Origin of the sequence: Arthrobacter sp. zg-Y1171, assembly GCF_025244845.1 — a bacterium.
Classification (GTDB): domain Bacteria; phylum Actinomycetota; class Actinomycetes; order Actinomycetales; family Micrococcaceae; genus Arthrobacter_B.
In genome coordinates this window covers 3021799-3047039 of record NZ_CP104264.1, presented here as the reverse complement: position 1 = coordinate 3047039, position 25241 = coordinate 3021799, and the positions used below count along the sequence as shown (strand labels likewise).

Below are 25241 nucleotides of genomic sequence, written 5' to 3'. Positions count from 1 at the left end.
CCAAACCGGGGCCGGCATAGAAAGGTGTCCTTATGACGCAGACAGCAGTTGTTACAGGAGCCACTTCCGGAATCGGCGCGGAGTTCGCCCGCCAGCTGGCGCAGCGAGGCTATGACCTGGTGCTCACCGGCCGGAATACCGAGCGGCTGGAATCCACCGCGGCGGAACTGGCCCGGGACTACTCCGTGAAGACCGAGTGGATCGCGGCCGACCTCGCCACCTCCGAGGGAGTGGACGCCGTCGCCGACCGCGTGCAGAAGCCCGACGTCGGACTCCTGGTGAATAACGCCGGATACGGTCTGAAAAACGATTTTGCCCGGAACGAGCTGCAGGCCGAGATCGACCACCTGAATGTGCTGGTGGGTGCGCCGCTGCAGCTGAGCCACGCGGCACTGAACGCCATGCAGTCCAACGGCGGCGGCCGGATCATCAACGTGGCCTCCGTAGCCGGCTTCATCCCGCGGGGAACCTACAGCGCCGCCAAGGCATGGGTGATCAACTTCAGCCGCTGGGCCAACCTCTATTACCGGGGCCGCGGCATCACCGTGACCGCGGTATGCCCGGGGTTTGTGCACACGGAATTCCATGCGCGCATGGAAATGGACAAGAGCGTTTACCCCAAGTGGATGTGGCTCAGTGCGGACCGCGTGGTGCGTGAAGCCCTGGCCGACGCCTTTGCGGGCAAGGGCATTTCCATTCCGTCCAAGCGGTACCGGGTGCTGGCCACGGTGGGCAGCCGGGCACCGCAGGCGCTGGTGGCCCGGCTGGCGGGCCGGGGGCGGTAGGGGGCCGCTGACGTCGGGCGTCACGGAAGCTGGCGGAGCCGTGGCAGCGGGCCTAGGGTTGCCCTGCACCGCCTGCCCTGCACCGCCTGCCCTGCCCGGGGCCGACGACGAAACCGGTGAAAGCGAGTTCCATGAGCACCCCCACGGTCTATGCCCTGCATGAGAATCCCGAATGGTTCCCTCCCTTTGCCCGCGCCTTCGAGGCCGAAGGCGTGCATGTGGAGGAATGGCTGCTGACGGACGGCGTCCTGGACCTGGACTCGGTGCCGCCGGAGGGGATTTTCTGGTCCCGGATCAGCGCCTCCTCGCACACCAGGGACCATGGCCTGTCCAAGGACTACGCCCGGGCGGTGCTGTCCTGGCTGGAAGCGCACGGACGGCGCACGGTCAACGGCCGCCGGGTGCTGGAACTGGAAATGAGCAAGGTGGACCAGCTGACCGCGCTGCGCGCCGCGGGCATCGACACCCCGCGTACCGTGGCCGCCGTCGGACGCCACCAGATCCTGGCCGCCGCCAAGGAATTCCCCGCACCGTTCATCACCAAGCACAACCAGGGCGGCAAGGGGCTCGGGGTGCGGAAGTTCGAATCCCACGGGGAACTGGCGGACTACGTGGCGTCGGCGGACTTCGAGGAGCCTGCGGACGGCATCACCCTGATCCAGGAATACATTGTTGCGGCCGAGCCCTTCATCACCCGGGCGGAGATTGTGGGCGGGGAATTCGTCTACGCCATCAAGGCGGACACGGCCCGCGGCGGGTTCCAGCTCTGCCCGGCGGATGCCTGCGCCATCGACCCGTCCACCGGCAAGCCGATCATGCCGCCCGGCGCCACCATTGCACCGGATGCGGACACCCAGCTGTTCAGCCTGCGCGAAGATTTCGACCATCCGGTGATCGGCAAGTACCTCGAGTTCGCCCGCCGGAACCGGCTGGAGGTCTGCGGCATAGAGTTCATCGAGGCCGCCGACGGCCGCCTGCTGACCTATGACGTAAACACGAACACCAACTACAACGCCGCCGTCGAAGCCGTGGCACCGCGGTCCGCACCCCGGGCCCTGGCCCGGTACCTGGCGTCCCTGGCGCCGGCCGCGGAATAGCGTGGTGCGGCTCAAGTTTTTTATCCACAGGGCTGCGGCCTCGATATAGTCGTGGTATCGCCCAACCTGAAGGAGACCTCCATGTCCGCTGCCCTGGAACCGCATTGGGTCAAGAACTACCAGCCCGGCGTTCCCGCGCAGATTGAGCTGCCCACCGAATCCCTTACCGCCATGATGGAAGACGCCGTGGAGCGGTTCGGCAGCAAGGTGGCCCTGGAATTCTTCGGCGCCGAAACCACGTATCGGGACCTGGGGGACCGGATCAACCGGGCCGCCGAAGGCCTGCGCAAGCTGGGGGTGCGGAAGGGCCACCGGGTGGCAATCATCCTGCCCAACTGCCCGCAGTACCTCATCGCTTTCTACGCCGTGCTCCGGCTGGGCGCCGTCGTCGTCGGCCACAACCCGCTCTACACCGAGCGCGAGCTGCGCCACCAGTTCGAGAACCACGGCGCCAAGGTGGCCATCGTCTGGGACAAGGCAGTGGAGAAGGTACAGGAATTCCCCGGTGACGTAGCCGTGGAAACCATCGTGGCCGTGAACATCACCAAGGCGATGCCCCGGATCAAGCGGATGGCCCTGGCTCTTCCGGTCCCCTCCCTGCGGCGCACCCGTGCGGGCCTGACCGCCAAGACCGAGCGCACCATGTCCTGGGAGGAACTGCTCGACAACGCTCCGCTGTCCGCGGACCACCCCCGCCCGGTTGTTTCCGATCTGGCGGCCCTGCAGTACACCTCGGGCACCACCGGTATCCCCAAGGGCGTCATGCTCACGCATTACAACCTGCGGTCCAACGCCCTGCAGGGCAAGGCCTGGATGCACGGTGCGCAGGAGGGCAAGGAAGTCATTTACGGCGTGCTGCCCATGTTCCACGCCTTCGGCCTCACCCTGTACCTGACCTTCTCCGTCCTCACCGGGTCGCGGCTCGTATTGTTCCCCAAGTTCGATGTGGACCTGGTCCTGACCGCCGCGAAGAAATCCAAGCCCACCGTCTTCTGCGCCGTCCCGCCGATCTACGAAAAGACCGCGCACGAGTCCAAGAAGCGCGGCGTGGACCTGTCCACCATCCGCTACGCCATTTCCGGGGCCATGACCCTGCCGGCAGCCACGGTGAAGCTCTGGGAAGAGGTCTCCGGCGGCCTGCTGGTGGAGGGCTACGGCCTCACCGAATCCTCTCCCGTGGCCCTGGGCAACCCGTTTGCCGAGTCGCGCCGCAACGGCACCATCGGTGTTCCCTTCCCCAGCACCGAGATGCGCGTGGTGGACCCGGAGAACCCCGTGAACGACGTCGAACCCGGTGCCGCCGGTGAGCTCCTGGTCCGCGGGCCGCAGGTCTTCGCCGGCTACTGGAACAACCCCGAGGACACCGCCGAGGTGCTGCTCGACGGCGGCTGGCTGCGCACCGGCGACATTGTCACCGTGGACGAAGACGGCTTCGTGAAGGTGGTGGACCGCCGCAAGGAACTCATCATCACCGGCGGCTTCAACGTCTCCCCGTCGGAGGTCGAGGACGTGCTGCGCACCCACCAGTACATCCTCGACGCCGCCGTGGTGGGCCTGCCCCGGGCCGACGGCGGCGAGCAGGTGGTGGCCGCCGTCGTCCTGCAGGAGGGCGCCGAGCTTGATGAAGCCGCCCTGCGCGCCTACTGCCGCGAGCGGCTGACCCCCTACAAGGTGCCGCGGAAGATCGTGGTTATCGAGGACCTGCCCAAGTCCATGCTGGGCAAGGTGCTGCGCCGCCAGGTGCGGGACGCCCTGCTGCAGGACGCGTAGTCCCCTCCTCGCAGCAAGTACCTATTGACGGGTCCGGAGGCGGGGGGCTGGAATTGTAAGTGGGCTTGGTATGTATGCCAGGTTCCTCACCAGTCAACCAGCCGGCCCGGAGCCGCAGGCGGATACCGACCGCCTTGTCCTCTGTCTCCGATCAGGCCAGTGGTGAATTACCGCCGGTCAACCGATTCGGCGGATTCGCTGTCGCGAGGAGAACAAGATGATCACGAATCAGCAGGTCGAAGGACTCATGAGCGGTTCGGGCAACGTAGTTGGCTCGAACGGTGACCGTATCGGTTCCGTTGGTACCTTCTACCTGGATGACCAGACCGACGAACCGGCATGGGTCACCGTGAACACCGGCCTCTTCGGCACGTCGGAAACGTTTATCCCCCTCAGTGAGGCAACCGTCGAAGGTGTCGACGTCCTGGTGCCCTACTCCAAGGAAGAGGTCAAGAACGCGCCGCACATCGAAAGCGACGGTTCGATCAGCCCCGAGGAGGAAGTCACGCTCTACCGGTACTACGGCTTCAGCTACGACGACGGTTCTTCGGAATCCGTCTCTGAAACCGACACGATTACCGAGACGCGGGACAGCGGCATGCGGGGCAGCGACATGAGCAGCGGTACCTCCACGGTGTCGGAGAGCGAGAGGTCCGGGACGTCCAGCAGCAGCGGGACGTCCGACCTTTCTTCCAGTTCCTCCAGTTCGGGATCCAGCGGGGACGACTCCATGACCCGTTCGGAGGAGCGCCTCAACGTCGGCACCGAGAACCGGGCGGTGGGCAAGGCCCGGCTGCGCAAGTACATCGTGACGGAGACCGTCACCAAGCAGGTGCCGGTCAGCCACGAGGAAGTGCGGATCGAGCGTGAGCCCATTACGGATGCCAATGCGGGGGATGCCCTGTCAGGTGCCGAACTCACGGAAGACGAGCACGAGGTGACGCTCCATGCCGAGGAGGCTGTGGTCTCCAAGCACACCGAGCCGGTGGAACGCGTCCGCCTGGACACCGAGACGGTGACCGGCACGGAGAGCGTCTCCGAAGAGATCCGCAAGGAGCAGATCGACACGGACGTCAATGATTCCTCCTCCCGCGGGAAAAAGTCCGGCGGGTCGGGGTCGGGGTCCGGTTCGGGTTCCTCCGGGTCCTCCGGGTCCGGATCCGGCGGCAGCCGCTAGGTCCTGGCTCTCTTAACACGCACGACGCTTCATCAGCACGACGGCGGGTCCCGGGTTTCCGGGGTCCGCCGTTTTGCTGTGTCCGGTCGGGGGCTGCTTTGTTGCTCCGCTGGACCGGGGCTACTGAGCAGACGAAGGTTTTGCGCGGGCGGGCCGGGGGCACCTGCATCTAGTGGGCAGATAACGGGCTTATCGGGCGGCCATAACCCCATTAACTGCTCAGTCGATGAGTTGTGCAGGCTGGAGCATCCGCAGTGCCAGCACAGCGTCCCATAGGGTGGTGCTGCTGTTGCCTTGTGGCACCCCATTTGCCACAACAGCACCACCGGATGGGATGTCCTGTCCGGCCCCGATTCCGGGCGGATCTAGTGAGCAGATAACGGGGTTGTGGGCAGGGGTCCCGGATCTACTGAGCAGATAACGGGGTTATCGGGCGGCCATAACCCCATTAACTGCTCAGTCGATGAGTTGTGCAGGCTGGAGCATCCGCAGTGCCAGCACAGCGTCCCACAGGGTGGTGCTGCTGTTGCCTTGTGGGAAATCATCTGCCACAACGGCACCACCGGATGGGTTGTCCTGTCCGGCCCCGGCCCGACGCTCGGCTCCGCAGCGGCACCAAAAGCCCTGGCGGCCCGGTGCAGGTGCTAGGTTGGGGCAACTGTCTACGAAGTCCCGGGGGAACCATGAGAAAGACCGCAGCCATTCCGGTCCTGGCCCTGCTGTTCGTCACCGGCTGCAGCGCAGAAGCAACGGAGCCCGAAGCCTCCTCCGCCCCTGCCGCCGCCGCGCCGGCTGCCGGGTCAACAGCCGAAACGGTGGCTCTGGACTCAGCAGAGGAAACGTGCCGCAAGCTCCTCGGGACCGACGGTAACGGCCCCCTCTACCGGGCGATCTACTTCGTGAAAGACAACGGTTCAACGTTCGGCTTCGAGGGCTCCGACGGTACGGGTGCAAGCGCGCTCAACACGGAAGTCCGCGGTATTGCCGACAGCGCCCCGGAGGGCATGGATACCCTTTTGAAGGAGTTGTCAGCTCCGATTGCAAACGCCATGCCGGTGGCCGGGGACTCCGGTTCAGCCCTGCACTTCGATATCTATGCCTGGAGAAACGCTGTTTCGGAGATCCTGGCCCAGTGCGCGCCCTATGAGGCCGCGGCCAGCGACGCCGGGGCAGCACCCGATGTGTCAGCTCCGTCCAAAGCGGGCGAGACCAGCGCGGCGTTCCCGGGCTACCCACTGATCGTGAACGCCGCCTCCGTGGATTACCGGGTGGCCGCCTGGTTCGACAGCAAGCTCGTCGACGGGCTGGTGGTTGCGCTGGCGCCGGGGCTGTATGCGGCGTTCGACCCCAACGTTCCTGACCTGTCGTCCTACTACGTTCCGGGCGGCGTGGCCGGGGACCGGGCCATGAAGGCAACCGTCTTTCCCAACTCAGGCGGCGCCGCCAGCTGGTCCGGAGTGAACCCCGGCCCTGAGGAACCGCAGTAGGGCGGGCAGGAGAACCCACCCGGCAGAGACCGCACACCTAGGACACCAGCCGGGCCGTCCGCTCCAGGACCTCACGGCACGCGAGAATGGCCGGACGCCGGCTCCCCGCCTCCCGGACGGATGTGAAGATGGTCCGCCGCGGCCGGCCCGGCAGATCCAGCAGCCGGACCGTCGGGGTGCGGCCGGTCCACACAAGCTCTGGCATGAGGCCGACGGCGTTGCCGGACTCGATCAGCCGGATCTGCGCCTGCAGGTCAGCCGTTTCATACCGGACGTCCGGCTCGAACCCGGCCTGCCGGCACGCCTGCTCCGCCCAGTGCCGGGAGGCGGCGCCGCGGGGTTCCATGACCCAGGCCCGGGAGGCGGTGTCCGCGATGGAGCGGATGTCCCCGCCGTCCGGGGAATCGGGCACTGCCAGCTGGATGGCGTCCGTGGTGAGCTGCACGCGGTCAAGGCCGGGATGCCGGGGCGCGGCATGCCCGGGGTACTGTTCGGCGATCACCAGGTCGAAATCCCGGGCCCAGGTTTCATACAGTGCGGTTTCGGGTTCGCGCTGGGTCATTTCGATCCGCACCTCGGGATAGTCCCGCCCCAGGATGGTGAGGGCGTCCGGCATCAGGGCCAGCGCCGCCGACTGGAAGACGGCCACCCGGACCGTTCCCGCCACGGTGGTCAGGGACTCGGCCAGATCAGCTTCCGCCCGCTCCATGGCGTCCAGGATCCCGGCGGCGTGGTCCACCAGGATCTCGGCCTGCGGAGTGAGGGTGACCCGGCGTCCGGTCTTCCGCAGCAGGGGCACCCCTACCTCGCTCTCCAGCAGGGCCAACTGCTGCGACACCGAGGAGGGACTGAAGTTCAGGGCCGCGGCAACAGAGGCCAGCGTGCCCCGGACCTTGAGTTCGCGCAGCAGCCGCAGCCGGCGGATATCGAGCACGCGGGGACCTTTCTGATTAGTAAGCAGAGCCAAAGTGTATCGGTCGGAAAAGATCGCTTTATCTAATTGAACAACGGGCGGATACTTGGTCAGTACCTTCGGGGGGATAACTACCTGTTAGATGAAAAGAGCACCAACTAATGACCGATACCTTTGAGGACCGCGCCAGCGCCGACGCCGCCCCCAGCGCCGGGCTGGCAGAGCAGTCCGTAGCCCTCGTCCGCCGCTGGCTGACCGAGGCCTCGGCCGTCCCCGTGGACGCCTCCGCCGCGCAGCTGGCCGGCGTGCTGAAGGACCCGGACGGCCTGGGCTTCACCGTGGGCTTCGTCGACGGCGTTGTGCGCCCCGAAGACATCCGCGTCGCAGCCCGCAACCTCGCCGCCCTGGCCCCCCGCGTCCCCGGCTTCCTGCCCTGGTACATGCGCGCGGCCGTGCGCGCCGGCGGCATCCTCGGCCCGGTGGTGCCGCAGATCGTCATTCCCGCCGCCCGCAAGGTGCTGCGCGAAATGGTCGGGCACCTGATTGTCGATGCCACGGACGCGAAGCTGGGCAAGGCCATCGCCGGCATCCGCAAGGACAACACCCGGCTGAACATGAACCTCCTCGGCGAGGCCGTCCTCGGCCAGCACGAAGCAGCCCGCCGGCTGGAAGGAACCCATGCCCTCCTGGCCCGCGACGACGTCGACTACGTCTCCATCAAGGTTTCCTCCACCGTGGCGCCGCACTCCCCGTGGGCGTTCAACGAGGCCGTGCAGCACGTCATCGAATCCCTGACCCCGCTCTTCCGCCGGGCCGCGCAGTCCCCGGTGAAGAAGTTCATCAACCTGGACATGGAGGAGTACAAGGACCTGGAGATGACCATGGCGGTCTTCACCGGAATCCTCTCGCAGCCCGAGTTCAAGGACCTGGAAGCCGGCATCGTGCTCCAGGCCTACCTCCCGGACGCCCTCTCGGCCATGATGCGCCTGCAGGAATTCGCTGCCGCCCGCCGCGCCGACGGCGGTGCCGCCATCAAGGTCCGCGTGGTCAAGGGCGCCAACCTGCCCATGGAACAGGTGGAAGCCTCCCTGCACGGCTGGCCGCTGGCCACCTGGCACACCAAGGCGGACAGCGACACCAACTACAAGCGCGTCATCAACTACGCCCTGCACCCGGACCGCATCAAGAACGTGCGGATCGGCGTCGCCGGACACAACCTGTTCGACGTCGCGTTCGCCTGGCTGCTGGCCGGGGAACGCGGCGTGCGGGACGGCATCGAATTCGAAATGCTGCTCGGCATGGCCGCCGGCCAGGCCGAGGTGGTGCGCCGCGACGTCGGCAGCCTGCTGCTCTACACCCCGGTAGTGCACCCCGCGGAATTCGACGTCGCCATCGCCTACCTGATCCGCCGGCTGGAGGAAGGCGCCAGCTCGGAGAACTTCATGTCCGCCGTGTTCGAACTGGCCGACAACGAGGCATTGTTCGAACGCGAGAAGCTGCGCTTCCTGGCCTCGCTGGAGAACCTGGACACCGCCGTTCCCGCCCCGCACCGCGTGCAGGACCGCAACCTTCCCGCCGTGGCTGCGGCTACGGACAGCTTCGACAACACCCCGGACAGCGACCCGTCGCTGCCCGCCAACCAGGCCTGGGGCCGGGGCATCCTCGCCCGCGTCCCCGGTTCCGAACTGGGCAAGGCCGCCGTGGCCGCTGCCGCCGTCGGCACCGAGGCGGAGCTCGACGCCGTCATCAACACCGCCGTCGCCAAGGGCAAGGCATGGGGTGCACTCAGCGGTGCCGAACGCGCCGAGGTCCTGCACCGCGCCGGCGAAGTCCTCGAGGCACGCCGTGCCGATCTGATGGAGGTCATGGCCGCCGAAACCGGCAAGACCCTGGACCAGTCGGACCCCGAGGTTTCCGAAGCCATCGACTTCGCGCATTACTACGCCGAGCTCGCCCGCGAACTCGACAACGTGGAGGGCGCCCGCTTCGTACCGGCCCGCCTGACCGTGGTCACCCCGCCGTGGAACTTCCCGGTAGCCATCCCGGCCGGTTCAACCCTCGCCGCCCTGGCCGCCGGGTCCGCCGTCGTCATCAAGCCCGCCCGCCAGTCCGCGCGAAGCGGTGCCGTCATGGTGGAAGCGCTCTGGGAAGCCGGCGTTCCGCGCGACGTCCTGCAGCTCGTCCAGCTGGGGGAAAACGAACTCGGCCGCCAGCTGATCTCCAACCCGGCCGTGGACCGTGTGATCCTGACCGGCGGCTACGAGACCGCCGAACTGTTCCGCTCCTTCCGCCCCGATCTGCCGCTGCTGGCCGAAACCTCGGGCAAGAACACCGTGATCGTCACCCCGAGCGCGGACTTCGACCTCGCCGCCCGCGACGTCGCCGCGTCCGCCTTCGGGCACGCCGGGCAGAAGTGCTCCGCCGCTTCGCTGGTGATCCTGGTCGGTTCCGTGGCCAAGTCACCGCGCTTCCGGAACCAGCTCGTGGACGCCGTCCAGTCACTGAAGGTCGGCTACCCCGAAGATCCCACCACGCAAATGGGCCCGGTCATCGAGCCCGCCGCCGGCAAGCTCCTCAAGGGCCTCACCGAGCTGGGCGAAGGCGAAACCTGGCTGCTGAAGCCGGAACAGCTGGACGAGAGCGGCCGGCTGTGGAGCCCGGGCATCCGCACCGGTGTCCGCCGCGGCTCCGAGTACCACCGCACCGAGTACTTCGGCCCGATCCTGGGCGTTATGACCGCAGCCACCCTCGAAGAGGCCATCGACATGGCCAATGACATCGACTACGGCCTCACCGCCGGGCTGCATTCCCTCGAGCCGGCGGAAATGGACGTCTGGCTGAACCGCATCCAGGCGGGCAACCTGTACGTGAACCGCGGCATCACCGGCGCCATCGTCCGGCGCCAGCCGTTCGGCGGCTGGAAGAAGTCCGCCGTGGGTGCGGGCACCAAGGCCGGCGGCCCGAACTACCTGATCGGCCTGGGCAACTGGGAAGCCGTCAACGGCACCTCCGACGAGACAGCCGCAGAGCTGCCCGCCGCCGCGCCGGCAGCACGCCTTGTCGCTGCCGCCGAATCCGCAGGCTCGGCGTTCACCGCCGACGACGCCGCGTTCCTCCGTCGCGCCGCGAACAGCGACGCCCGCGCCTGGAACGGCGAGTTCGGCACCGCCAAGGACGTGTCCGCCCTGTCCGCGGAGCGGAATGTCTTCCGCTACGTACCCGTTCCGGTGACTGTCCGCCTCGCCGAAGGCCAGCCGGCAGCCCTGCTGGTCCGGGTCCTGGCCGCAGCGCTGACCGCCGGATCGGCAGTCACCGTGTCCACCGCCGTCGACCTCCCGGCCGGCCTGCGGGCCGTCCTGACCGAACTCGGACTGCAGTTCCGGGTTCAGGACGACGCCGCGTGGCTGGCTTCCGCTGCTTCGCTGACGTCCGGGCGGATCCGGCTGATCGGCGGCTCCGTGCAGGCGCTGGCCGAAGCCACCGGCGGAACCCCGGACATTGCCGTCTACGCCCAGCCCGTCACCGAGTCAGGCCGCCTGGAGCTGCTGCCCTTCCTGCATGAGCAGGCCGTCAGCATCACCGCGCACCGCTTCGGAACGCCGAACTTCCTCTCGGACGCCCTGATCTAGGCGTTTACCGGAGGTTCGGAATCCGACGCCGAGCGGGAAGCACGCAGCAGGAAACGCTGCAGCTTCCCGCTCGGCGTTTTTGGCAGCTCCTCCACAAAGTGCACCGCCCGCGGATACGCATGGGCGGCATACTGCGTCTTGACCAGCTGCTGTAGTTCCGCCGCCAGCTCGGGGGAGCCGGAGCCGGAGCGGAGCACCACGTAGGCTTCGAGCCGTTCTCCGCGCAGCTCGTCCGGAACCCCGATGACGGCGCTCTCCGCTACCTCCGGGTGCGTGGCCAGCACGGATTCGACCTCGAACGGGCCGATCCGGTAGCCGGCCATGATGATCACATCGTCATCCCGGGCGGAGAAGTAGGTGTACCCGTCGGCATCGCGTGAACCGGTGTCTCCGGTGTAATACCAGCGGCCGTCGCTGCTGTAGCGTTCGGCGGTTTTCTCCGGGTTGTCCGTGTACCCGCTGAACCACATCAGCGGGCTGGCCGGAACGTCAATGGCCACCCGCCCCTTCTCGCCGGACGCGGCCGGGGAATCTTCTTCCAGCGACAGCACTTCGGTGCGGTAGCCGGGCAGGGCGTGGCCCATCGAGCCGGGCCGGATCTCGCGGGACACCGAGTCCTCCCAGCCGTTCACAATGCACATCCCCATTTCGGTCTGCCCGTAGTGGTCCCGCACAGCGGTACCCAGGCAGCGCGTGGCCCAGCTGATGGTCTCCGCGTCCAGGGGCTCACCCGCACTGGAGGCGCGCTGCAGCGCCAGGGGGCCGACGCCGTCGGGCGCCTCGGCCCGGAGCGAGCGGAAAATGGTGGGCGCCGCGGCGAAGTTCGTAACGCGGAACCGGTCCAGCACCTCCCAGCACAGCTTCGCGCTGAAGCTGCCGCGCAGCAGCAGGTTCCGGCGGCCCGCCGCCAGCGGAGCGAGGATCCCGTAATACAGGCCGTAGGCCCAGCCCGGATCGGCGGCGTTCCAGAAGACGTCCCCTTCCTGCACGTCCAGTCCGTAGTGGAAGTAGGCGGAGAACGCTTCGAGCGCCGAAACCGGCACCGTCACGCCCTTCGGTGCGCCGGTGGTGCCCGACGTGAAGATTTCCACGAGCACCTCCTGCGGGTCCAGGACTGCCGCCGGCATTCCCGGCTGTTCGGCGGAGAGCAGCTGTGTCCAGTCCAGGGCATCTGCGGCACCCGCGGTGTCCAATCCGCCCGCGTCCGCGCCGGCGCCAGTACCGGCCGCCAGGACCGTAAGGCCCAGCTCCGGTACCAGGGGTGCCACCTTGGCCAGCTGGTTTTCGTCGGCCACCACCAACCGGGCACCGCTGGCGGCCAGGCGTACGGAAATGGCCGGCGTGGCAAAAGCCGTGAACAGCGGCACGTGGACGGCGCCCAGGCGCCACAGACCCAGCAGCACCGTCACCAGGTCACCGCTCTTGCCCATCAGGGTTGCCACCCGGTCCCCGCGGCGTACCCCCCGCCGGGCGAAGGCCGCCGCGGCCCGCTCGGAGCCCGCCTGGAGTTCTCCGTAGGTGAGGTCGGTGGCGGAAAGGTCCTGCTCAATGACGGTGAAGGCAACAGAGTCAGCGGGATGCCGGTCGCACAGCAGTGCGGCGGGCGCCACCGGTTCCTGGACAGTGAGGGGGTTGAACATCTTATGCGGCTCCGTTCCATCAAATGTGCCGTGGATCACTCCCCGGCCGTAATCTCCATGCTAGGCCGACGCCGGCTTCGCCGGAGACATTGTGTCCTCACCGGGCAGCAGCCCATGATGGGGATCGAACGCCATGGGGCCGGCGGGAACGGGCCGGGACCGGCAGGACAACCGGAAGGCGGAACCATGGAGCAGCTGCTCATCGGGAAGAACGCGGTGATCTACGGCGGCGGGGGAGGCATCGGCGGCGCCGTGGCGCAGGCATTCGCCCGGGAAGGGGCGCGGGTCTTCCTCGCAGGGCGCACGCCGGAGCCGCTCGAGGCCGTGGCGGATCGGATCCGGCATGCCGGGGGAACGGTGGACACGGCACTGCTGGATGCCACCAATGAGCGGGCGGTTCGCGAACATGCGGACGACGTCGCGGCCGCGGCCGGCAGCCTCGATATCTCCATGAACGTGATCCAGCACGGGGACGTGCAGGGAACGCCCATGGCCGAAATGTCCGTCGCCGACTATCTGCGGCCGGTCGCCACCGCCGTCCAGACCTTTTTCCTGACCTCGCAGGCGGCCGCGAGGCACATGATGCGCCAGCGCTCCGGGGTGATCCTGGTGTTCGGCGGCTCGGGGGACCCGGTGCCCGGCCTGTACCTGGGCGGACTGCAGACCGCCTTTGAAGCGATGGAATCCATGCGCCGCCAGCTTTCCAGCGAACTGGGGGCCTACGGGATCCGGGTGGTGACCCTGCGCAGCGGCGGCGTTCCGGAAACCCTGCCGGAAAACATGGAAGGCGCCGGCGAGATTGCCGACGCCATGATTCGCTCCACCATGCTGGGCCGCGCTGCCACGCTGGAGGATGTGGGCTACGCAGCGGCCTTCGCTGCTTCGGACCGGGCCGCCAGCATGACCGCCGCAACGCTGAATATCAGCGCCGGCGCCCTGATTGACCGGTGACCGCAGCCGGGGGTGCGGCTACAGCTTCCAGAGGCTGAAATCGTCCATGCTGGCCGCAGTCCGTTGACCGGTGGACTCATCCCGGATCCAGACGGTGGACAGGCCCGGGGCTGTGTCCTGGACCTCGCCGTGGAAATAGGTGGTTCCGCCGCTGCGTGCTTCAACGATGTCTCCGCGGCGGAGGGAACGGATGCTGCGCACGCGCCTGGCACGTGCTGTCTTTTTGGGGGAGTGGGTATCGGCTACCGGCAAAAGGCATCTCCTCAATTAGTTGATACTTACACTAACGAGCGCTTGGCCGTTAAATATTCCCGTTCGCGCATGGACCACTGACCGGCGGGCGGTCCGCCGGGTAGGATTCGGCCCATGGATATCGTGGATTTCCTGGTCATCCGCTTCCAAGAAGACATCTCCGAGGCCCGCAAACTACTGGCATCTTCCGACGTTTCGCTCTCGGACCGCTGGTATGAGGAGCGGCTGCTGAAGGAATGCGAAACTAAGCTCATGCTCATCGAGATCATCGGAGGTGCCCGCCGCCATGCACTTTCACGCATGGTCGTGGACCCCGACGACGATCCCCAGTTCCGTGAGGAGCTGGAGTGGACCACGTTGGCGCTGTCCGCCCTCGCCGCCGTGCACGAGGACCATCCGGAGTTCCAGGACAACTGGCGCCTGACGCAGGAACGCCCTTAGCGGTACGTTCGCTGCCAGCGATGGAAGAACGTGCGGCGTTGTCCTGCGGGCCATAGATTGGTTCCATGAGTGAAAAGCCAAAAGCCCCGTCCGCCCGCCCTGATCCGGACGCCGCAGGCCTCCTCCGCCAGCTTGCCGACTTTCACAAGGTAGCCACCACCTTCACCGGCTGGGACGGTTCCGAGCAGCAGGTATCCGACTCCACGCTGCGCAGCGTCCTCTCCGCACTGGGCCTGGCCGTCGAATCGGAACAGGACCTGGAACGGTCCCTCGCAGAGTCAAAGGCGGCCGCCTGGAAGCGCCCGCTGCCGCCGACCGCCGTCGTGCGCCAGGGCAAGCCCGGCAGCGTGCCCGTCCACCTGCCGCCGGGCAGCACCGCAAAACTGACCCTGCGGCTGGAAGACGGCTCAGAGCAGGAACTCGCCTGGCCTGAGCAACCCGAGGAGGAACGGGACATCGACGGCTCGGCCGTGGCACGCACCCTGGTTCCCCTGCCCGAGGGGTTGGAGCTGGGCTGGCACACGCTCGAAGCGGCAAGCGGCGACATCTCCGCCACTGCCGTTCTGGTGGTCACCCCTGACCGGCTCGACACCGCGGACAAGCTGGAAACCGAGCGCGCCTGGGGGGTGCAGGCCCAGCTTTACTCGGTCCGCTCCTCCCGGTCCTGGGGGATCGGGGACCTCACCGACCTGGCGGATCTCGCCGCCGTCGCCGGCACGGATTACGACGCCGGGTTTGTCCTGATCAACCCGCTGCACGCCGCGGAACCCGTCCCGCCGATTGAGCCGTCCCCGTACCTGCCCACCACCCGGCGGTTCTTCAACCCGCTGTACATCCGGGTGGAAGCCGTGCCGGAATACGCGTACCTGACCGACGGCCAGCGGCAGGCCGCTGAAGAGGCGGCCCGATCCCTGTACCCGGCCAACACCTCCGCAGCGGAACTGGACCGCGACGCCAGCTACGCGGCCAAGCTGCGCGTACTGCAGGACGTGTACCAGGTGGAACGCAGCCCGAGCCGGCAGAAACAGTTCGATGCCTTCAAGGCCGACGCCGGGCAGGGCCTGGAGAACTTCGCCCGCTGGTGTGCCCTGGCCGAGGAACTGGCCCCCGGCGCACCGGAGTGGGCCGAGGCCACGGGCCCGGACAGCGACTACGTGATCCGCCGGCTGCCCCGGCTGCAGGAACGCATCGACTTCTTCAAGTGGCTGCAGTGGATCTGCGACGAACAGCTGGAGGGCGTGCAGCTGGCAGCGAAGAAGGCAGGCATGGGGATCGGCGTGATCCACGACCTCGCCGTGGGCGTGCACCCCAGCGGCGCCGATGCGTGGATGCTGCGCGACGTGCTGGCCTCCGGCATCTCCGTCGGCGCGCCGCCGGACATGTTCAACCAGCGCGGCCAGGACTGGAGCCAGCCGCCGTGGCACCCCGGACGGCTGGCCGACTCCGGCTATGCCGCCTACCGGGACATGATCCGCACCATCCTCCGGCACGCCGGCGGCATCCGGGTGGACCACATCCTGGGCCTGTTCCGGCTCTGGTGGATCCCGCAGGGTGCCGGATCCCCGGGCGAGGGCGCGTATGTCTACTACGACCATGAGGCGATGATCGGCATCCTCGCGCTGGAAGCGCAGCGGGCCGGCGCCGTCGTTATCGGTGAGGACCTGGGCGTCTTTGAGCCGTGGGTCCAGGAGTACCTCGGGGAGCGCGGGGTGCTGGGCACCTCCATCCTGTGGTTCGAGCAGACCGAGGACGGCCCGCGCGATCCGGAGGTATACCGGGTGGGCGCCCTGACCAGCGTGAACACCCATGACCTCCCGCCGACCGCCGGCTACCTGGCCGGTGAACACGTGAACCTGCGCGAATCCCTCGGCCTGCTCAACCGTCCGGTGGAGGAAGAGCGGAAGGCAGACAGCGAGGGGCAGGAAGCTGTCCTGAATGCGCTCCGCCAGCGCGGGCTGCTGCCCGAATCCGCCTCCGACCAGGTGGCCGGCCAGATGCACGGCGAGGAAGTGCAGCAGACGGTGGAGGCGCTGCACGAATTTATCCTGCAGACGCCGTCGGTGCTTCTCGGCGTGGCCCTGGCCGACCTGGTAGGCGAGAAAAAGACCCAGAACCAGCCGGGGACCGCCGATGAGTATCCGAACTGGCGGATTCCCCTCTGCGGTCCCGACGGCGAGGCGGTGCTGTTGGACGACCTGGAACGGAACGAAAGGTTCCGGTCCCTGGCGGCCCTGATGCAAAAGGGGATCTAGGCTTACCCCCCCCCCCGCCCCCCGGTCCTCGCCCCCGCCTCGCCGGCGGGCGTTGCGGCGGGCGTTGCGGTGGCCACGGTCAAGCGCCGGTGCAGTGGTCTGCTTTGCGGACCACCGCACCGGTTTTTTGTGCGCTCCCTGGGCCGCTGCCGGTATGCGGGAACAAATACTGTTGACATTCTCAACGATCCGGGGTGACATGGAGCCAGCCACCGGCACGGGTTCAGGGAACCCGGCCCGGGTAACGGCCAGGGCACCACTCTTACCACCACAATGAAGAGGTAGGTCATGAGGAACACGATCACCAGGAAACTGTCCACTGCTGCGGCAGGCGGAGTTCTGCTGGCACTGGCACTGACCGGCTGCTCCGGTTCGACCGCCGGATCCGACGCCGAGTCGTCGCCGTCGGGCAGCGAAAGTTCCGGCAGCGGTGAACTTCAGCAGGTAGTGGTGGGGGTGTTGTCCATCGCGCCGTCCTCGGCTATGCAGTACGGCATTGATGAAGGCATTTTCGAGAAGCACGGGCTGGAGATCGAGCTCCAGCGCGGCACCGGCGGGGCAGCCATGCTGCCGGCGGTCTCCACCGGCGACATCCATTTTGCCGTGGGTAACCCGCTGTCGGTCATGGTGGCCAAGGACAAGGGCCTGGATATGAAGATCGTGTCCGGGTACTCCAATTCCCTCGCCGAAGGCGATGACATCAACGGTGTGGTGGCCCGCGCGGACTCCGGGATCACGTCCTTCGCCGATCTGGAAGGCAAAACCACCACCGTCAACGCGGTCAATACCCAGGGCGATCTGACCATCATGGAAAGCGCCGCCCTGGCCGGCGCCGATCCGGAGCAGCTCAACTTCAACGAGCTGCCGTTCCAGGATATGGAAGCCGCGCTCGAGCGAGGCAATACGGACGCGGTCTGGCTGCCCGAGCCTTTCCTGAGCCGCGCCCTGGCCAATCCCGACTACGTCCTGGTTGGCTATCCGAACCAGGAAGCGGTCGCCGGGATGCCTACGATGGTCACGTTTACCTCCGGCCGGTATGCGGACGAAAATGCGGAAACCGTCACGGCCTTCAAGGATGCCGTCACCGAAACGCTCACCTCTGCGCAGGCCAACGTCGACGACGTCCGCGCCACCCTTCCGACGTTCATGGGGATGGACGCGGCAGTCGCCGAGAACCTGAAGATGGAGGAGTTCGACGGCGAACTTCGAAGCGACGAGCTGGATGACCTGGGCGCACTCATGCTGAAGTACGAGTTTGTGGCAAAGGAACCGGACGTCGATGCCATGACGGTGCAGTAGCACCATGGAGAATCAGGGGCTGGGATCGTGGATACACCGCCGGCGCCTGAAGTCCGCCGGCCGCACGGCACTGGTCTTCCAGGGCCGGAACATCAGCTACACGGAGCTGGACGAGCGGATCAACCGGCTGGCACAGGCACTGCGTGCCTCCGGTGTGGACCACGGCTCCCGGGTGGCTTTCCTCGGGGATAACCATCCCGCATTCCTGGAGACGTTTTTTGCGGCCGGAACGCTGGGCGCCGTCTTCGTTCCGTTGAACACCCGGCTGGCGCCGCCCGAAATCCAGTTTGCGCTGCAGGATTCGGGCAGCTCGGTACTGGTGTACACCGGTGCGCTCGCCCGGCTGGCGCAGCTGGGGTCGGCCGGCACCGCGGTGGCGGTGCGGCTGGAAGTGGCCGACGGCGCCGCGCCGGCCGACGGTAACGCAGCGGACGAGGCGGGCGGAGAAAGTGTGTCCGACTTCGACGCCGTGATCGCCGCGGCGTCGCCGGACCGGCTGGACCTGCCGGTCGCGGGAGACGACGGGGCGATGATCCTCTACACCTCCGGCACCACCGGCCGGCCCAAAGGCGCCCTGCTCTCCCACGCGAACCTGGCCTGGAACTGCTACAACGTGCTGGTCGACTACGACGTGTCCGGGACGGAGGTCGCGCTGATGATCTCCCCGATGTTCCACGTCGCATCCCTGGACATGGGCGTGCTGCCGGTGCTCCTCAAGGGCGGCACCGTGGTGCTGGAAACCCGGTTCGAACCGGGCCGCACACTTGCCGCGATTGAACAGTATGCAGCCACCTACATCAGCGGCGTGCCCACCACCTACCAGATGCTGTGCGAGCATCCGGACTGGGACAAGCGGGACATCAGCTCGCTGACCACCATCACCTGCGGCGGATCCGCAGTGCCGCTCCGGGTCCTGGAGGCCTATGAAGCCCGCGGCCTGTCCTTCTCCAACGGTTACGGAATGACTGAAACGGCCCCGGGCGCCACGGCGCTTCCGGCCGCCCGATCGAGGGAAAAGGCCGGTTCCGCCGGATTGCCGCACTTCTTCACCGACGTTCGGATCACGGGTCCGGACGGCGGGGTGCTCCCGGCGGGAGAGGTGGGGGAGATCCAGATTTCCGGACCCAACGTCATCCGCTCCTATTGGAACCGGCCCGACGCCACCGCGGAAGCCTATGCCGACGACGCATGGTTCCGGTCAGGGGACATGGGCTATTTCGACGACGACGGGTACCTGTTCATCTCCGACCGGCTGAAGGACATGATCATTTCCGGCGGGGAGAATATTTATCCGGCCGAGGTCGAGCAGGTTATTGCGGAGCTGGAGGCCGTGGCTGCCGTTGCCGTGATCGGGGTGCCGGACAGCAGATGGGGCGAAGTGCCCCGCGCGGTCATCAGCCTGCGGGAGGGATACGCGCTGACGGCCGAGGAAGTGCAGGAACACCTCTTCGGCCGCCTGGCCCGGTACAAAGTGCCGCGCACGGTGACGATGGTCGAGGACTTTCCCCGAACGGCGAGCGGAAAGATCCGCAAAGCCGAACTGCGCCGGCAATATCCGGACTGACTGCAGCACAAATGAAAGCACAAATGAAACAGGCGGGGAGCCGATGCTCCCCGCCTGCCGCTGTGATGCTCCCCGCCGGGGCTACTGCTCCAGCTTCATGGCCTTGCGCAGCGTCAGCGAGCCGCCGCTCTGCAGGACGGCCCGCCGGTAGATCTTGGCGCCAAAGCCCAGCAGCGCGTAGGCCGCGGCCAGCGCAATGGCCAGCGAGGCGAAGGTCTGCCACAGCGGCACCTCCGAGCTGAGCATCCGCACGGGCATCGCCACGGAGGAAATCACCGGCACGAACGAGGCGATGACCAGCAGCTGGCCCTTGGCAAACATCCCGGCAAACAGGGCGGCGAAGATGATTGCCATGACCGGGGTGGAACTGCTGTTCAGGTCCTCGGACCGGCTGGCCATGGCCCCGAGCATTGCCCAGCCGGCGGCCAGGATCAGGAACCCGACGAGGAAGAAGACCAGGAACCAGCCGGACACCGGAATGATGGAGCCCACCATGTCCGCCGTTCCGGTCAGGTTCAGCGCCAGCAGGGCTGCCCCGCCGTACAGTGCCAGCTGAACCACGGCCAGGACGGTGTTGCCGATCACCTTGCCGTAAAGGAGCTGGCGGATGGGAATGGCGGTAGCCAGGATTTCCACCACCCGGTTCTGCTTCTCCTCCAGCACGGAGGTGGCAATCGCCATGCCGAAAATGATGGTGGCCATGTAGAAGAGGAAGCTGAACGCGAAGCCGACGACGGCGGCGATTCCGGCCTGCTCGGCGTTGCCTTCCAGCAGCGCTTCTTCCAGCTCGCTGCCGGCGGTCAGTTCCGCCGCCGTCGTGCCGGCCGCTGCGGCGTTGGCGCTGAGGACATAGCTTGTCAGGGCCTCGGAGACCGGCCCGCGGATCCCGGAACCGATCTCGTCCTTTCCGGTCAGGGTCCAGCTGCCGTTCTCCGCTTGGATCAGTGCGGCATCGGCCTCCTCCTCGCGGACCAGCTGCAGGGCAGCCTCGGGGGAGTCTGCCGTTACGGCTTCGAAGGAGGTGTTCCCGTCGCCTTCCTGTCCGGCGGCATCCGCAGCGGAGATGATTTCGGCGGCGGCGGAATCTGCCACGGCCACCGTATGGTCCGAACCGCGCGAGGACATGTAGGCGTTGAAGAGGACACCGCCCACGATCAGCAGCAGGGTCACCAGCGTGGAGAGCAGGTAGGTACGGTCGCGCATCTTGACCATGACTTCGCGCAGCGTCACGATGGCCCAGGCGGGCGTGTTGTCAGGGGTTTCCGGAGCTTGCCCGGGCTTGGCCACGGGGGTTCGGGTTGCGGTGCTCATGCTGTCACCTCACGGTAGATGTCGCTCAGGGACGGACGGATGGGGGCAAATTCCTGTACCGTGCCGCGGGAGAGGGCGGCGGCCAGGGTGCGCTGGGCATGGGCGTCGTCGTCGAACTCCACGAGTGCGGAGGGGCCGGCGACGTCGATGACGGTGAGCCCGGTTTCCTCGCGCAGCCAGCCGGCGTCGGGAGAGACCGTGATGCGGTGCCGGCGGGGTGCCGTGGCGCGCAGCTCGTCGCCGGTGCCGGCGGCCATGAGGCGGCCGCCCTGCAGGACCACCAGGTTGTCGCAGAGCCGGTCCACCAGGTCCAGCTGGTGGCTGGAGAACAGGACCGGCACGCCGGCGGCGGTGCGTTCGCGCAGCAGCTCCACCATGGAGTCGACGGCGACGGGGTCCAGCCCGGAGAACGGCTCGTCCAGGATCAGGGCGGTGGGCCGGTGCAGCAGCGAGGCGGCGATCTGCACGCGCTGCTGGTTGCCCAGGGAGAGCGATTCGAGCTTGTCCTTGCTCCGGTCGGCCAGGTTAAACCGGTCCAGCAGTTCCATTGCCTCGCGGCGGGCAGAGGACTGACTCATCCGGTGCAGCTGGCCGAGGTAGACCAGCTGGTCGATGATGGGCTGCTTGGGGTAGAGGCCGCGTTCTTCGGGCATGTACCCGAACTGGGCGCGCTGGGCGGCGGTCACGGGGGACCCGTCCAGCAGCACTTCGCCGGACGTGGCGGTCAGGACTCCCATGACCATACGCATGGTGGTGGTCTTGCCGGCGCCGTTTGCACCCACGAAGCCGGTCATGCGGCCGGACGGAATGTCGAACGTGACGTCGTCGACGGCGGTTTTGTCCCCGAAGCGTCGGGTGAGATTGCGGACCTGCAGCATGTGCTGCTCCTTCCCCGGAAGAGGCCGGGCCTAGTGATGAACTTCTGCTTCGAGCTTAGGCAAAAGAGCAGCACGGCGGATCGGCCGCGGGATGGAACCTTCCCGGGTCAGCCGGCGGCCGGCTTGTCCCCCGGGAGGATGAGGCCGGACTCGTAGGCGAACACCACTGCCTGCACCCGGTCCCGGACCTGAATCTTGCCCAGCAGGTTGGAGACATGGGTCTTGACGGTCGCCTCGGCCACGAACATCCCCGCGGCGATCTCGGCATTGCTCCGGCCCGCGGCAACGTTCACGAGCACTTCGCGCTCGCGGGAGGTCAGCGAGTCCAGCAGTTTCTGCTGCTGGGCGGACCCCGAGGGCGGGCGGGTTCCGACGGCGGTGGCCGGGGCAGCGGTTGGGTGGCCGGTTGGCAGGGCAGCGGCACCGGCGGCCTCGGCATGCAGCTGCCGGGCGAAGCGTTCGATGACCCGCACCGTCATTTCCGGTGCCAGCAGGGCGTGTCCGCCGGCGACGGCATGCACCGCCGCCACCAGGTCATCCGGATCGGAGTTCTTCAGCAGGAAGCCGCTGGCGCCGGCGCTGATGGCATCAAAAAGGTAGTCGTCGCGTTCAAAGGTGGTGAGGATGATGACCTTCGCGGTGCCGGCCTGCACTACCTGCTCGGTGGCCCGGATCCCGTCCAGGACCGGCATCTGCACGTCCATGAGGATGATGTCCACGGGGTGTGCCGCAGCAAATGCCACCGCCTCGGCGCCGTTGGCGGCCTGGCCCACCACCTCGATTTCGTCCTCCACGGAGAGCATCATGGCAAAGCCTGCCCGCAGCAGGGCCTGGTCATCAGCCAGCAGGACCCGGATCGGTTCCATTACTTACGTTTTCCCTTTCGAAGGAGTTCTGCCGGTCGCAGCATGCGGCCTTCGGCAACCACGGTAACGGTCAATGGAGCGGAAACCGGACCCGGACGCGCCAGCCGCCGCCGGACCGCGGTCCGATTTCGGTGGTGCCGCCGTGCAGGTCTGCCCGTTCCCGGATGCCCCGGATGCCGAACCCGGAGCCGGCGGTGCTGCCGGTGCGCGGCCTGCCGTTGTCCACGGTCTCCACCTCCACCCAGCTCTTGCCGGTCCCCGTGGTGCCCGTGCGGAGGGCGACGACGGCGGAGCCTGCGGTGGAGTGCCGGCGGACGTTGGCGAGGGACTCCTGGACGGTGCGGTAAATCGAGAGGCCCAGCGGTGCGGGGACCCGGTCCAGCGAGCCGGGTACATCTTCGGACCGGTGATATGACACGGACAGGCCCAACTGCTCGTGCTCCGCCACCAGGGCCGGGAGGTCCGCCAGGCCGGGCTCCGGGGTGCGCCGCGCGCCGCCGTCGGACTCCGACCCCGGTTCCTCACCAGCGCGGAGTACGCCCAGCAGGGACCGCATCTGTTCCACTGCTTCGCGGGAGGAGGCTTCGATGGTCTGCAGGGCGCCCGCGGTGGCCTCGGGTTTCTTCTCCAGCACCCGCCGGGCCGCGCCGGCCTGGACGCCGATCACCGCGATGTGGTGCGCGACGACGTCGTGCAGCTCCCGGGCGATGCGCAGCCGTTCATCCAGCACCGCCTGCCGGGCCAGTTCCGTCGCCTGGAGTTCCAGCTGGGCGGACTGTTTGACCAGCAGTTCGCGCTGGTGCGCACTGCGCCAGGCACTCATGCCGAACATGATGGCCCCGCCGAAGAAGGCGGCGTTGATTGCCAGGTTGTAGAGGGCCAGGGACGCCAGCGGCGGCAGGAAACCGCGGTAGGAGTCATCGCCCTCCATGATCCGTTCCAGCATGCCGTCATAAGCGGAGGAGACGGTGAAGGAAAGGATCACCCACAGTGCCATCACGGCAATAACCACGGTGGTGCCGAGCCAGAGTATCCGGCGGTCCTTCGCCCAGGCCACGGCGGTGTAGAGCGAGGCGAAATAGGCCGCCTGGAAGCTCGTCTGTGTGGCGACCATGGGCACCAGCAGCCCCAGGCCCAGGAACACGGCGCTGCAGATCAGCATGACGGCCACCGGGTATCGTCGGCGCACCACCAGGGGCAGGATGATCAGGGCCAGCGCCAGATGCTGGAACCAGATGGGCCCGGTTTCCCCGGCCAGGGCACCGATGCCGCGGCTCACCTCCATAACGAGCGCGGAGACCAGCAGCAGGATGATCGTTCCGATGACGTCGTGGCGCTGCTGCGTGCGGGTGGGTCCCGGGCGTTCCCAGTCCTCCCCGGTGCGCCAGGGGAGCCGGGCGAGCCAGCCGGGCCGGGTCCGTGCGTTCCGTGCCGGGCCGGCGTCGGCCGTGTCGAAGGCCATGGTCTCGATCATGGTGCCCAGTCTAGGAGCTGCACCGCGGGCAGGGGGTCCGCCGCAGGGATGAACGACCTGCGGCGGATGAAGCGCACTCCTTGCCAGGAGCCCCGTTCACCGCCGTCGTCGGGCCGGAACCGGTGCGGTTGGGGCCGTCCCCCCCTGTGCTGGAGCGAAAGGAGTGATTTACTGCGTAGGTAGCGGCAGTCCGAACGGCAGCCGGCCATCAGCGTAGATGACAGGACTTCAAGCATGTTTGTACAGGAAGCACAGGCGATCCTGCCTGATCTGGTGGCCCTGCGGCGGGAGCTGCACCTGGATCCGGAGACCGGGATCAACCTGCCCCGGACGCAGGAAAAGGTCCTCGCCGCCCTCGAAGGGCTGGACCTGGAAATCACCCTGGGGGTGAAGACCACCTCCGTGGTCGCCGTGCTGCGCGGCGCCGAGCCCGGTCCGACCGTCCTGCTGCGCGGGGACATGGACGCGCTGCCGGTGAGCGAACTGACCGATCTGGACTATGCCTCCACCAACGGATCCATGCATGCCTGCGGGCATGACCTGCACGTCGCGGGCCTGGTGGGGGCCGCCCGGCTGCTCTGCGCCCAGCAGCAGGACCTCTCCGGCAACGTGATCTTTATGTTCCAGCCGGGGGAGGAGGGCCACGACGGTGCAAGTCTGATGCTCGACGAGGGGGTGCTCGACGCCGCCGGGGATCGTCCCGTAGCCGCCTACGGCATCCACGTCCGGCCCGGACCGCTGGGAGTCTTCCGCACCAAGCCCGGCACGCTGATGGCCGGCGCGAATGAACTGAGAATCACCGTGAAGGGCTCCGGCGGGCACAGCTCCCAGCCGCAGACAGCCATTGATCCGGTGCCCGCGCTGACCGAAATCGCCACGGCGCTGCAGACCATGGCCACGCGCCGGTTTTCCGCCTTCGACCCGATCGTGCTCACCGTGACCCAGCTTTCCGCCGGCGAGGCAATCAACGTCATTCCCGATACCGCCAGCCTCGGCGCCTCGGTCCGCACCCTCTCGGAGGAATCCCTGGACCGGGTGATCGTGGAGTCCAAGGCGCTCGCCGAGGGCATTGCCGCCGCGCACGGCTGCAGCGCGGAGGTGGACTTCACCATCCGCTACCCCGTTACCTGCAACGATCCGGACCGGACGCGGGAAGCCGTCACCGGCCTGCGGGAGATCTTCGGCGAGGACCGGGTGCTGGAATCCCGTGACCCGCTGATGGGATCGGAGGACTTCTCCCTGGTGCTCAACGAGGTCCCCGGGACCTTCATCTTCCTCGGTGCGACGCCGCCGGCGGTCAATCCGGTCACCGCTGCCTGGAACCATTCACCGCGCGTGGTCTTTGACGACTCGGTGCTGGGGGACCAGGCCGCCGCTCTGGCGCAGCTGGCATACAACCGGCTGACTTGAGCTGGGCTGAGCTGCCGTTGACTGCACCCCTGCCCCGGCCCGGGC

19 protein-coding genes are annotated in these 25241 nt (G+C 67.5%); 12 read left to right on the top strand and 7 right to left on the bottom strand.

All coding sequences use genetic code 11. The features are described from left to right. Positions 1-32 precede the first annotated feature (32 nt). The 5 genes from N2L00_RS14275 to N2L00_RS14255 all read left to right on the top strand — a co-directional run bounded on the left by N2L00_RS14275 (position 33) and on the right by N2L00_RS14255 (position 6316). A complete protein-coding gene (locus N2L00_RS14275) occupies positions 33-785 on the top strand; it encodes an SDR family oxidoreductase (RefSeq protein ID WP_255765187.1) in 753 nt (250 codons plus the stop codon). Positions 786-916: 131 nt separating this feature from the next. Next, positions 917-1882, top strand: coding sequence for a RimK family alpha-L-glutamate ligase (locus N2L00_RS14270; protein ID WP_255765186.1), 966 nt, complete (start codon positions 917-919; stop codon positions 1880-1882). A gap of 81 nt (positions 1883-1963) precedes the next feature. Then, positions 1964-3652 (top strand): long-chain-fatty-acid--CoA ligase, encoded by a 1689-nt coding sequence (locus N2L00_RS14265; RefSeq protein WP_255765185.1) that lies wholly within the window; start codon positions 1964-1966, stop codon positions 3650-3652. A gap of 217 nt (positions 3653-3869) precedes the next feature. Next, positions 3870-4829, top strand: a complete 960-nt coding sequence (locus tag N2L00_RS14260; RefSeq protein ID WP_255862442.1) for a DUF2382 domain-containing protein — start codon at positions 3870-3872, stop codon at positions 4827-4829. Positions 4830-5512: 683 nt separating this feature from the next. Continuing rightward, positions 5513-6316 carry a hypothetical protein gene (locus N2L00_RS14255; RefSeq protein ID WP_255862443.1) on the top strand — a complete coding sequence of 268 codons (804 nt, stop codon included), beginning with the start codon at positions 5513-5515 and terminating at the stop codon, positions 6314-6316. Positions 6317-6353: 37 nt separating this feature from the next. Here the strand turns inward: N2L00_RS14255 and N2L00_RS14250 are convergent, their stop codons facing one another. Then, positions 6354-7250 (bottom strand): LysR substrate-binding domain-containing protein, encoded by an 897-nt coding sequence (locus N2L00_RS14250; protein ID WP_255765182.1) that lies wholly within the window; start codon positions 7248-7250, stop codon positions 6354-6356. Between the two features lie 140 nt (positions 7251-7390). Between N2L00_RS14250 and N2L00_RS14245 the strand changes: the two genes are divergently transcribed. After that, a complete protein-coding gene (locus N2L00_RS14245) occupies positions 7391-10858 on the top strand; it encodes a bifunctional proline dehydrogenase/L-glutamate gamma-semialdehyde dehydrogenase (protein ID WP_255862444.1) in 3468 nt (1155 codons plus the stop codon). Here N2L00_RS14245 and N2L00_RS14240 read toward each other — a convergent pair. Then, positions 10855-12498 carry an AMP-binding protein gene (locus N2L00_RS14240; protein WP_255862445.1) on the bottom strand — a complete coding sequence of 548 codons (1644 nt, stop codon included), beginning with the start codon at positions 12496-12498 and terminating at the stop codon, positions 10855-10857. The two genes, N2L00_RS14245 and N2L00_RS14240, sit on opposite strands and share 4 nt — an antisense overlap. 186 nt (positions 12499-12684) lie before the next feature. Between N2L00_RS14240 and N2L00_RS14235 the strand changes: the two genes are divergently transcribed. Continuing rightward, the gene (locus tag N2L00_RS14235) at positions 12685-13449 is read left to right on the top strand and encodes an SDR family NAD(P)-dependent oxidoreductase (RefSeq protein WP_255862446.1); all 765 of its coding nucleotides are present in this window, start codon (positions 12685-12687) and stop codon (positions 13447-13449) included. Positions 13450-13467: 18 nt separating this feature from the next. On the opposite strand, the gene N2L00_RS14230 is transcribed toward N2L00_RS14235, so the two are convergent. Further along, positions 13468-13701, bottom strand: a complete 234-nt coding sequence (locus N2L00_RS14230) for a hypothetical protein (protein ID WP_255862447.1) — start codon at positions 13699-13701, stop codon at positions 13468-13470. Positions 13702-13815: 114 nt separating this feature from the next. Between N2L00_RS14230 and N2L00_RS14225 the strand changes: the two genes are divergently transcribed. The 4 genes from N2L00_RS14225 (at position 13816) to N2L00_RS14210 (ending at position 19257) form a co-directional block, all read left to right on the top strand. Further along, complete coding sequence (locus N2L00_RS14225) at positions 13816-14142, top strand: DUF6221 family protein (protein ID WP_255765177.1); 327 nt, start codon at positions 13816-13818, stop codon at positions 14140-14142. A 65-nt stretch (positions 14143-14207) separates the two neighbouring features. Next, entirely contained in the window at positions 14208-16394 is a 2187-nt protein-coding gene (gene malQ / locus N2L00_RS14220) for a 4-alpha-glucanotransferase (RefSeq protein WP_255862448.1), read from the top strand. A gap of 288 nt (positions 16395-16682) precedes the next feature. Further along, on the top strand, positions 16683-17693 hold the full coding sequence (locus N2L00_RS14215) for an ABC transporter substrate-binding protein (protein WP_255862449.1): 1011 nt from the start codon (positions 16683-16685) through the stop codon (positions 17691-17693). Between the two features lie 4 nt (positions 17694-17697). Further along, positions 17698-19257: a long-chain fatty acid--CoA ligase gene (locus N2L00_RS14210; protein WP_255862450.1), complete on the top strand. Its 1560-nt coding sequence runs from the start codon at positions 17698-17700 to the stop codon at positions 19255-19257. Between the two features lie 81 nt (positions 19258-19338). Here N2L00_RS14210 and N2L00_RS14205 read toward each other — a convergent pair whose 3' ends face one another. The 4 genes from N2L00_RS14205 to N2L00_RS14190 form a co-directional block, all read right to left on the bottom strand. After that, the gene (locus tag N2L00_RS14205) at positions 19339-20568 is read right to left on the bottom strand and encodes an ABC transporter permease (RefSeq protein WP_255862451.1); all 1230 of its coding nucleotides are present in this window, start codon (positions 20566-20568) and stop codon (positions 19339-19341) included. Next, positions 20565-21446, bottom strand: coding sequence for an ABC transporter ATP-binding protein (locus N2L00_RS14200; RefSeq protein ID WP_255765172.1), 882 nt, complete (start codon positions 21444-21446; stop codon positions 20565-20567). The genes N2L00_RS14205 and N2L00_RS14200 overlap by 4 nt, the downstream gene beginning before the upstream one ends. A 107-nt stretch (positions 21447-21553) precedes the next feature. Further along, positions 21554-22312, bottom strand: coding sequence for a response regulator transcription factor (locus N2L00_RS14195; RefSeq protein ID WP_255862452.1), 759 nt, complete (start codon positions 22310-22312; stop codon positions 21554-21556). Positions 22313-22382: 70 nt separating this feature from the next. Further along, entirely contained in the window at positions 22383-23786 is a 1404-nt protein-coding gene (locus tag N2L00_RS14190; RefSeq protein WP_255862453.1) for a sensor histidine kinase, read from the bottom strand. A gap of 234 nt (positions 23787-24020) precedes the next feature. Here N2L00_RS14190 and N2L00_RS14185 point away from each other — a divergent pair, with 234 nt between their 5' ends. Beyond that, positions 24021-25196, top strand: a complete 1176-nt coding sequence (locus N2L00_RS14185; RefSeq protein WP_255862454.1) for a M20 family metallopeptidase — start codon at positions 24021-24023, stop codon at positions 25194-25196. Positions 25197-25241 lie beyond the last annotated feature (45 nt).

What these genes read in the sequence shown, in the direction of transcription:
- N2L00_RS14255 (WP_255862443.1), top strand. Translation starts at nt 5,513, where the DNA reads ATGAGAAAGACCGCAGCCATTCCGGTCCTGGCCCTGCTGTTCGTCACC.
- N2L00_RS14225 (WP_255765177.1), top strand. Translation starts at nt 13,816, where the DNA reads ATGGATATCGTGGATTTCCTGGTCATCCGCTTCCAAGAAGACATCTCC.
- N2L00_RS14245 (WP_255862444.1), top strand. Translation starts at nt 7,391, where the DNA reads ATGACCGATACCTTTGAGGACCGCGCCAGCGCCGACGCCGCCCCCAGC.
- N2L00_RS14185 (WP_255862454.1), top strand. Translation starts at nt 24,021, where the DNA reads ATGTTTGTACAGGAAGCACAGGCGATCCTGCCTGATCTGGTGGCCCTG.
- N2L00_RS14265 (WP_255765185.1), top strand. Translation starts at nt 1,964, where the DNA reads ATGTCCGCTGCCCTGGAACCGCATTGGGTCAAGAACTACCAGCCCGGC.
- N2L00_RS14195 (WP_255862452.1), bottom strand. Translation starts at nt 22,312, where the DNA reads ATGGAACCGATCCGGGTCCTGCTGGCTGATGACCAGGCCCTGCTGCGG.
- N2L00_RS14235 (WP_255862446.1), top strand. Translation starts at nt 12,685, where the DNA reads ATGGAGCAGCTGCTCATCGGGAAGAACGCGGTGATCTACGGCGGCGGG.
- malQ (WP_255862448.1), top strand. Translation starts at nt 14,208, where the DNA reads ATGAGTGAAAAGCCAAAAGCCCCGTCCGCCCGCCCTGATCCGGACGCC.
- N2L00_RS14260 (WP_255862442.1), top strand. Translation starts at nt 3,870, where the DNA reads ATGATCACGAATCAGCAGGTCGAAGGACTCATGAGCGGTTCGGGCAAC.
- N2L00_RS14210 (WP_255862450.1), top strand. Translation starts at nt 17,698, where the DNA reads ATGGAGAATCAGGGGCTGGGATCGTGGATACACCGCCGGCGCCTGAAG.
- N2L00_RS14205 (WP_255862451.1), bottom strand. Translation starts at nt 20,568, where the DNA reads ATGAGCACCGCAACCCGAACCCCCGTGGCCAAGCCCGGGCAAGCTCCG.
- N2L00_RS14275 (WP_255765187.1), top strand. Translation starts at nt 33, where the DNA reads ATGACGCAGACAGCAGTTGTTACAGGAGCCACTTCCGGAATCGGCGCG.
- N2L00_RS14190 (WP_255862453.1), bottom strand. Translation starts at nt 23,786, where the DNA reads ATGATCGAGACCATGGCCTTCGACACGGCCGACGCCGGCCCGGCACGG.
- N2L00_RS14240 (WP_255862445.1), bottom strand. Translation starts at nt 12,498, where the DNA reads ATGTTCAACCCCCTCACTGTCCAGGAACCGGTGGCGCCCGCCGCACTG.
- N2L00_RS14270 (WP_255765186.1), top strand. Translation starts at nt 917, where the DNA reads ATGAGCACCCCCACGGTCTATGCCCTGCATGAGAATCCCGAATGGTTC.
- N2L00_RS14200 (WP_255765172.1), bottom strand. Translation starts at nt 21,446, where the DNA reads ATGCTGCAGGTCCGCAATCTCACCCGACGCTTCGGGGACAAAACCGCC.
- N2L00_RS14215 (WP_255862449.1), top strand. Translation starts at nt 16,683, where the DNA reads ATGAGGAACACGATCACCAGGAAACTGTCCACTGCTGCGGCAGGCGGA.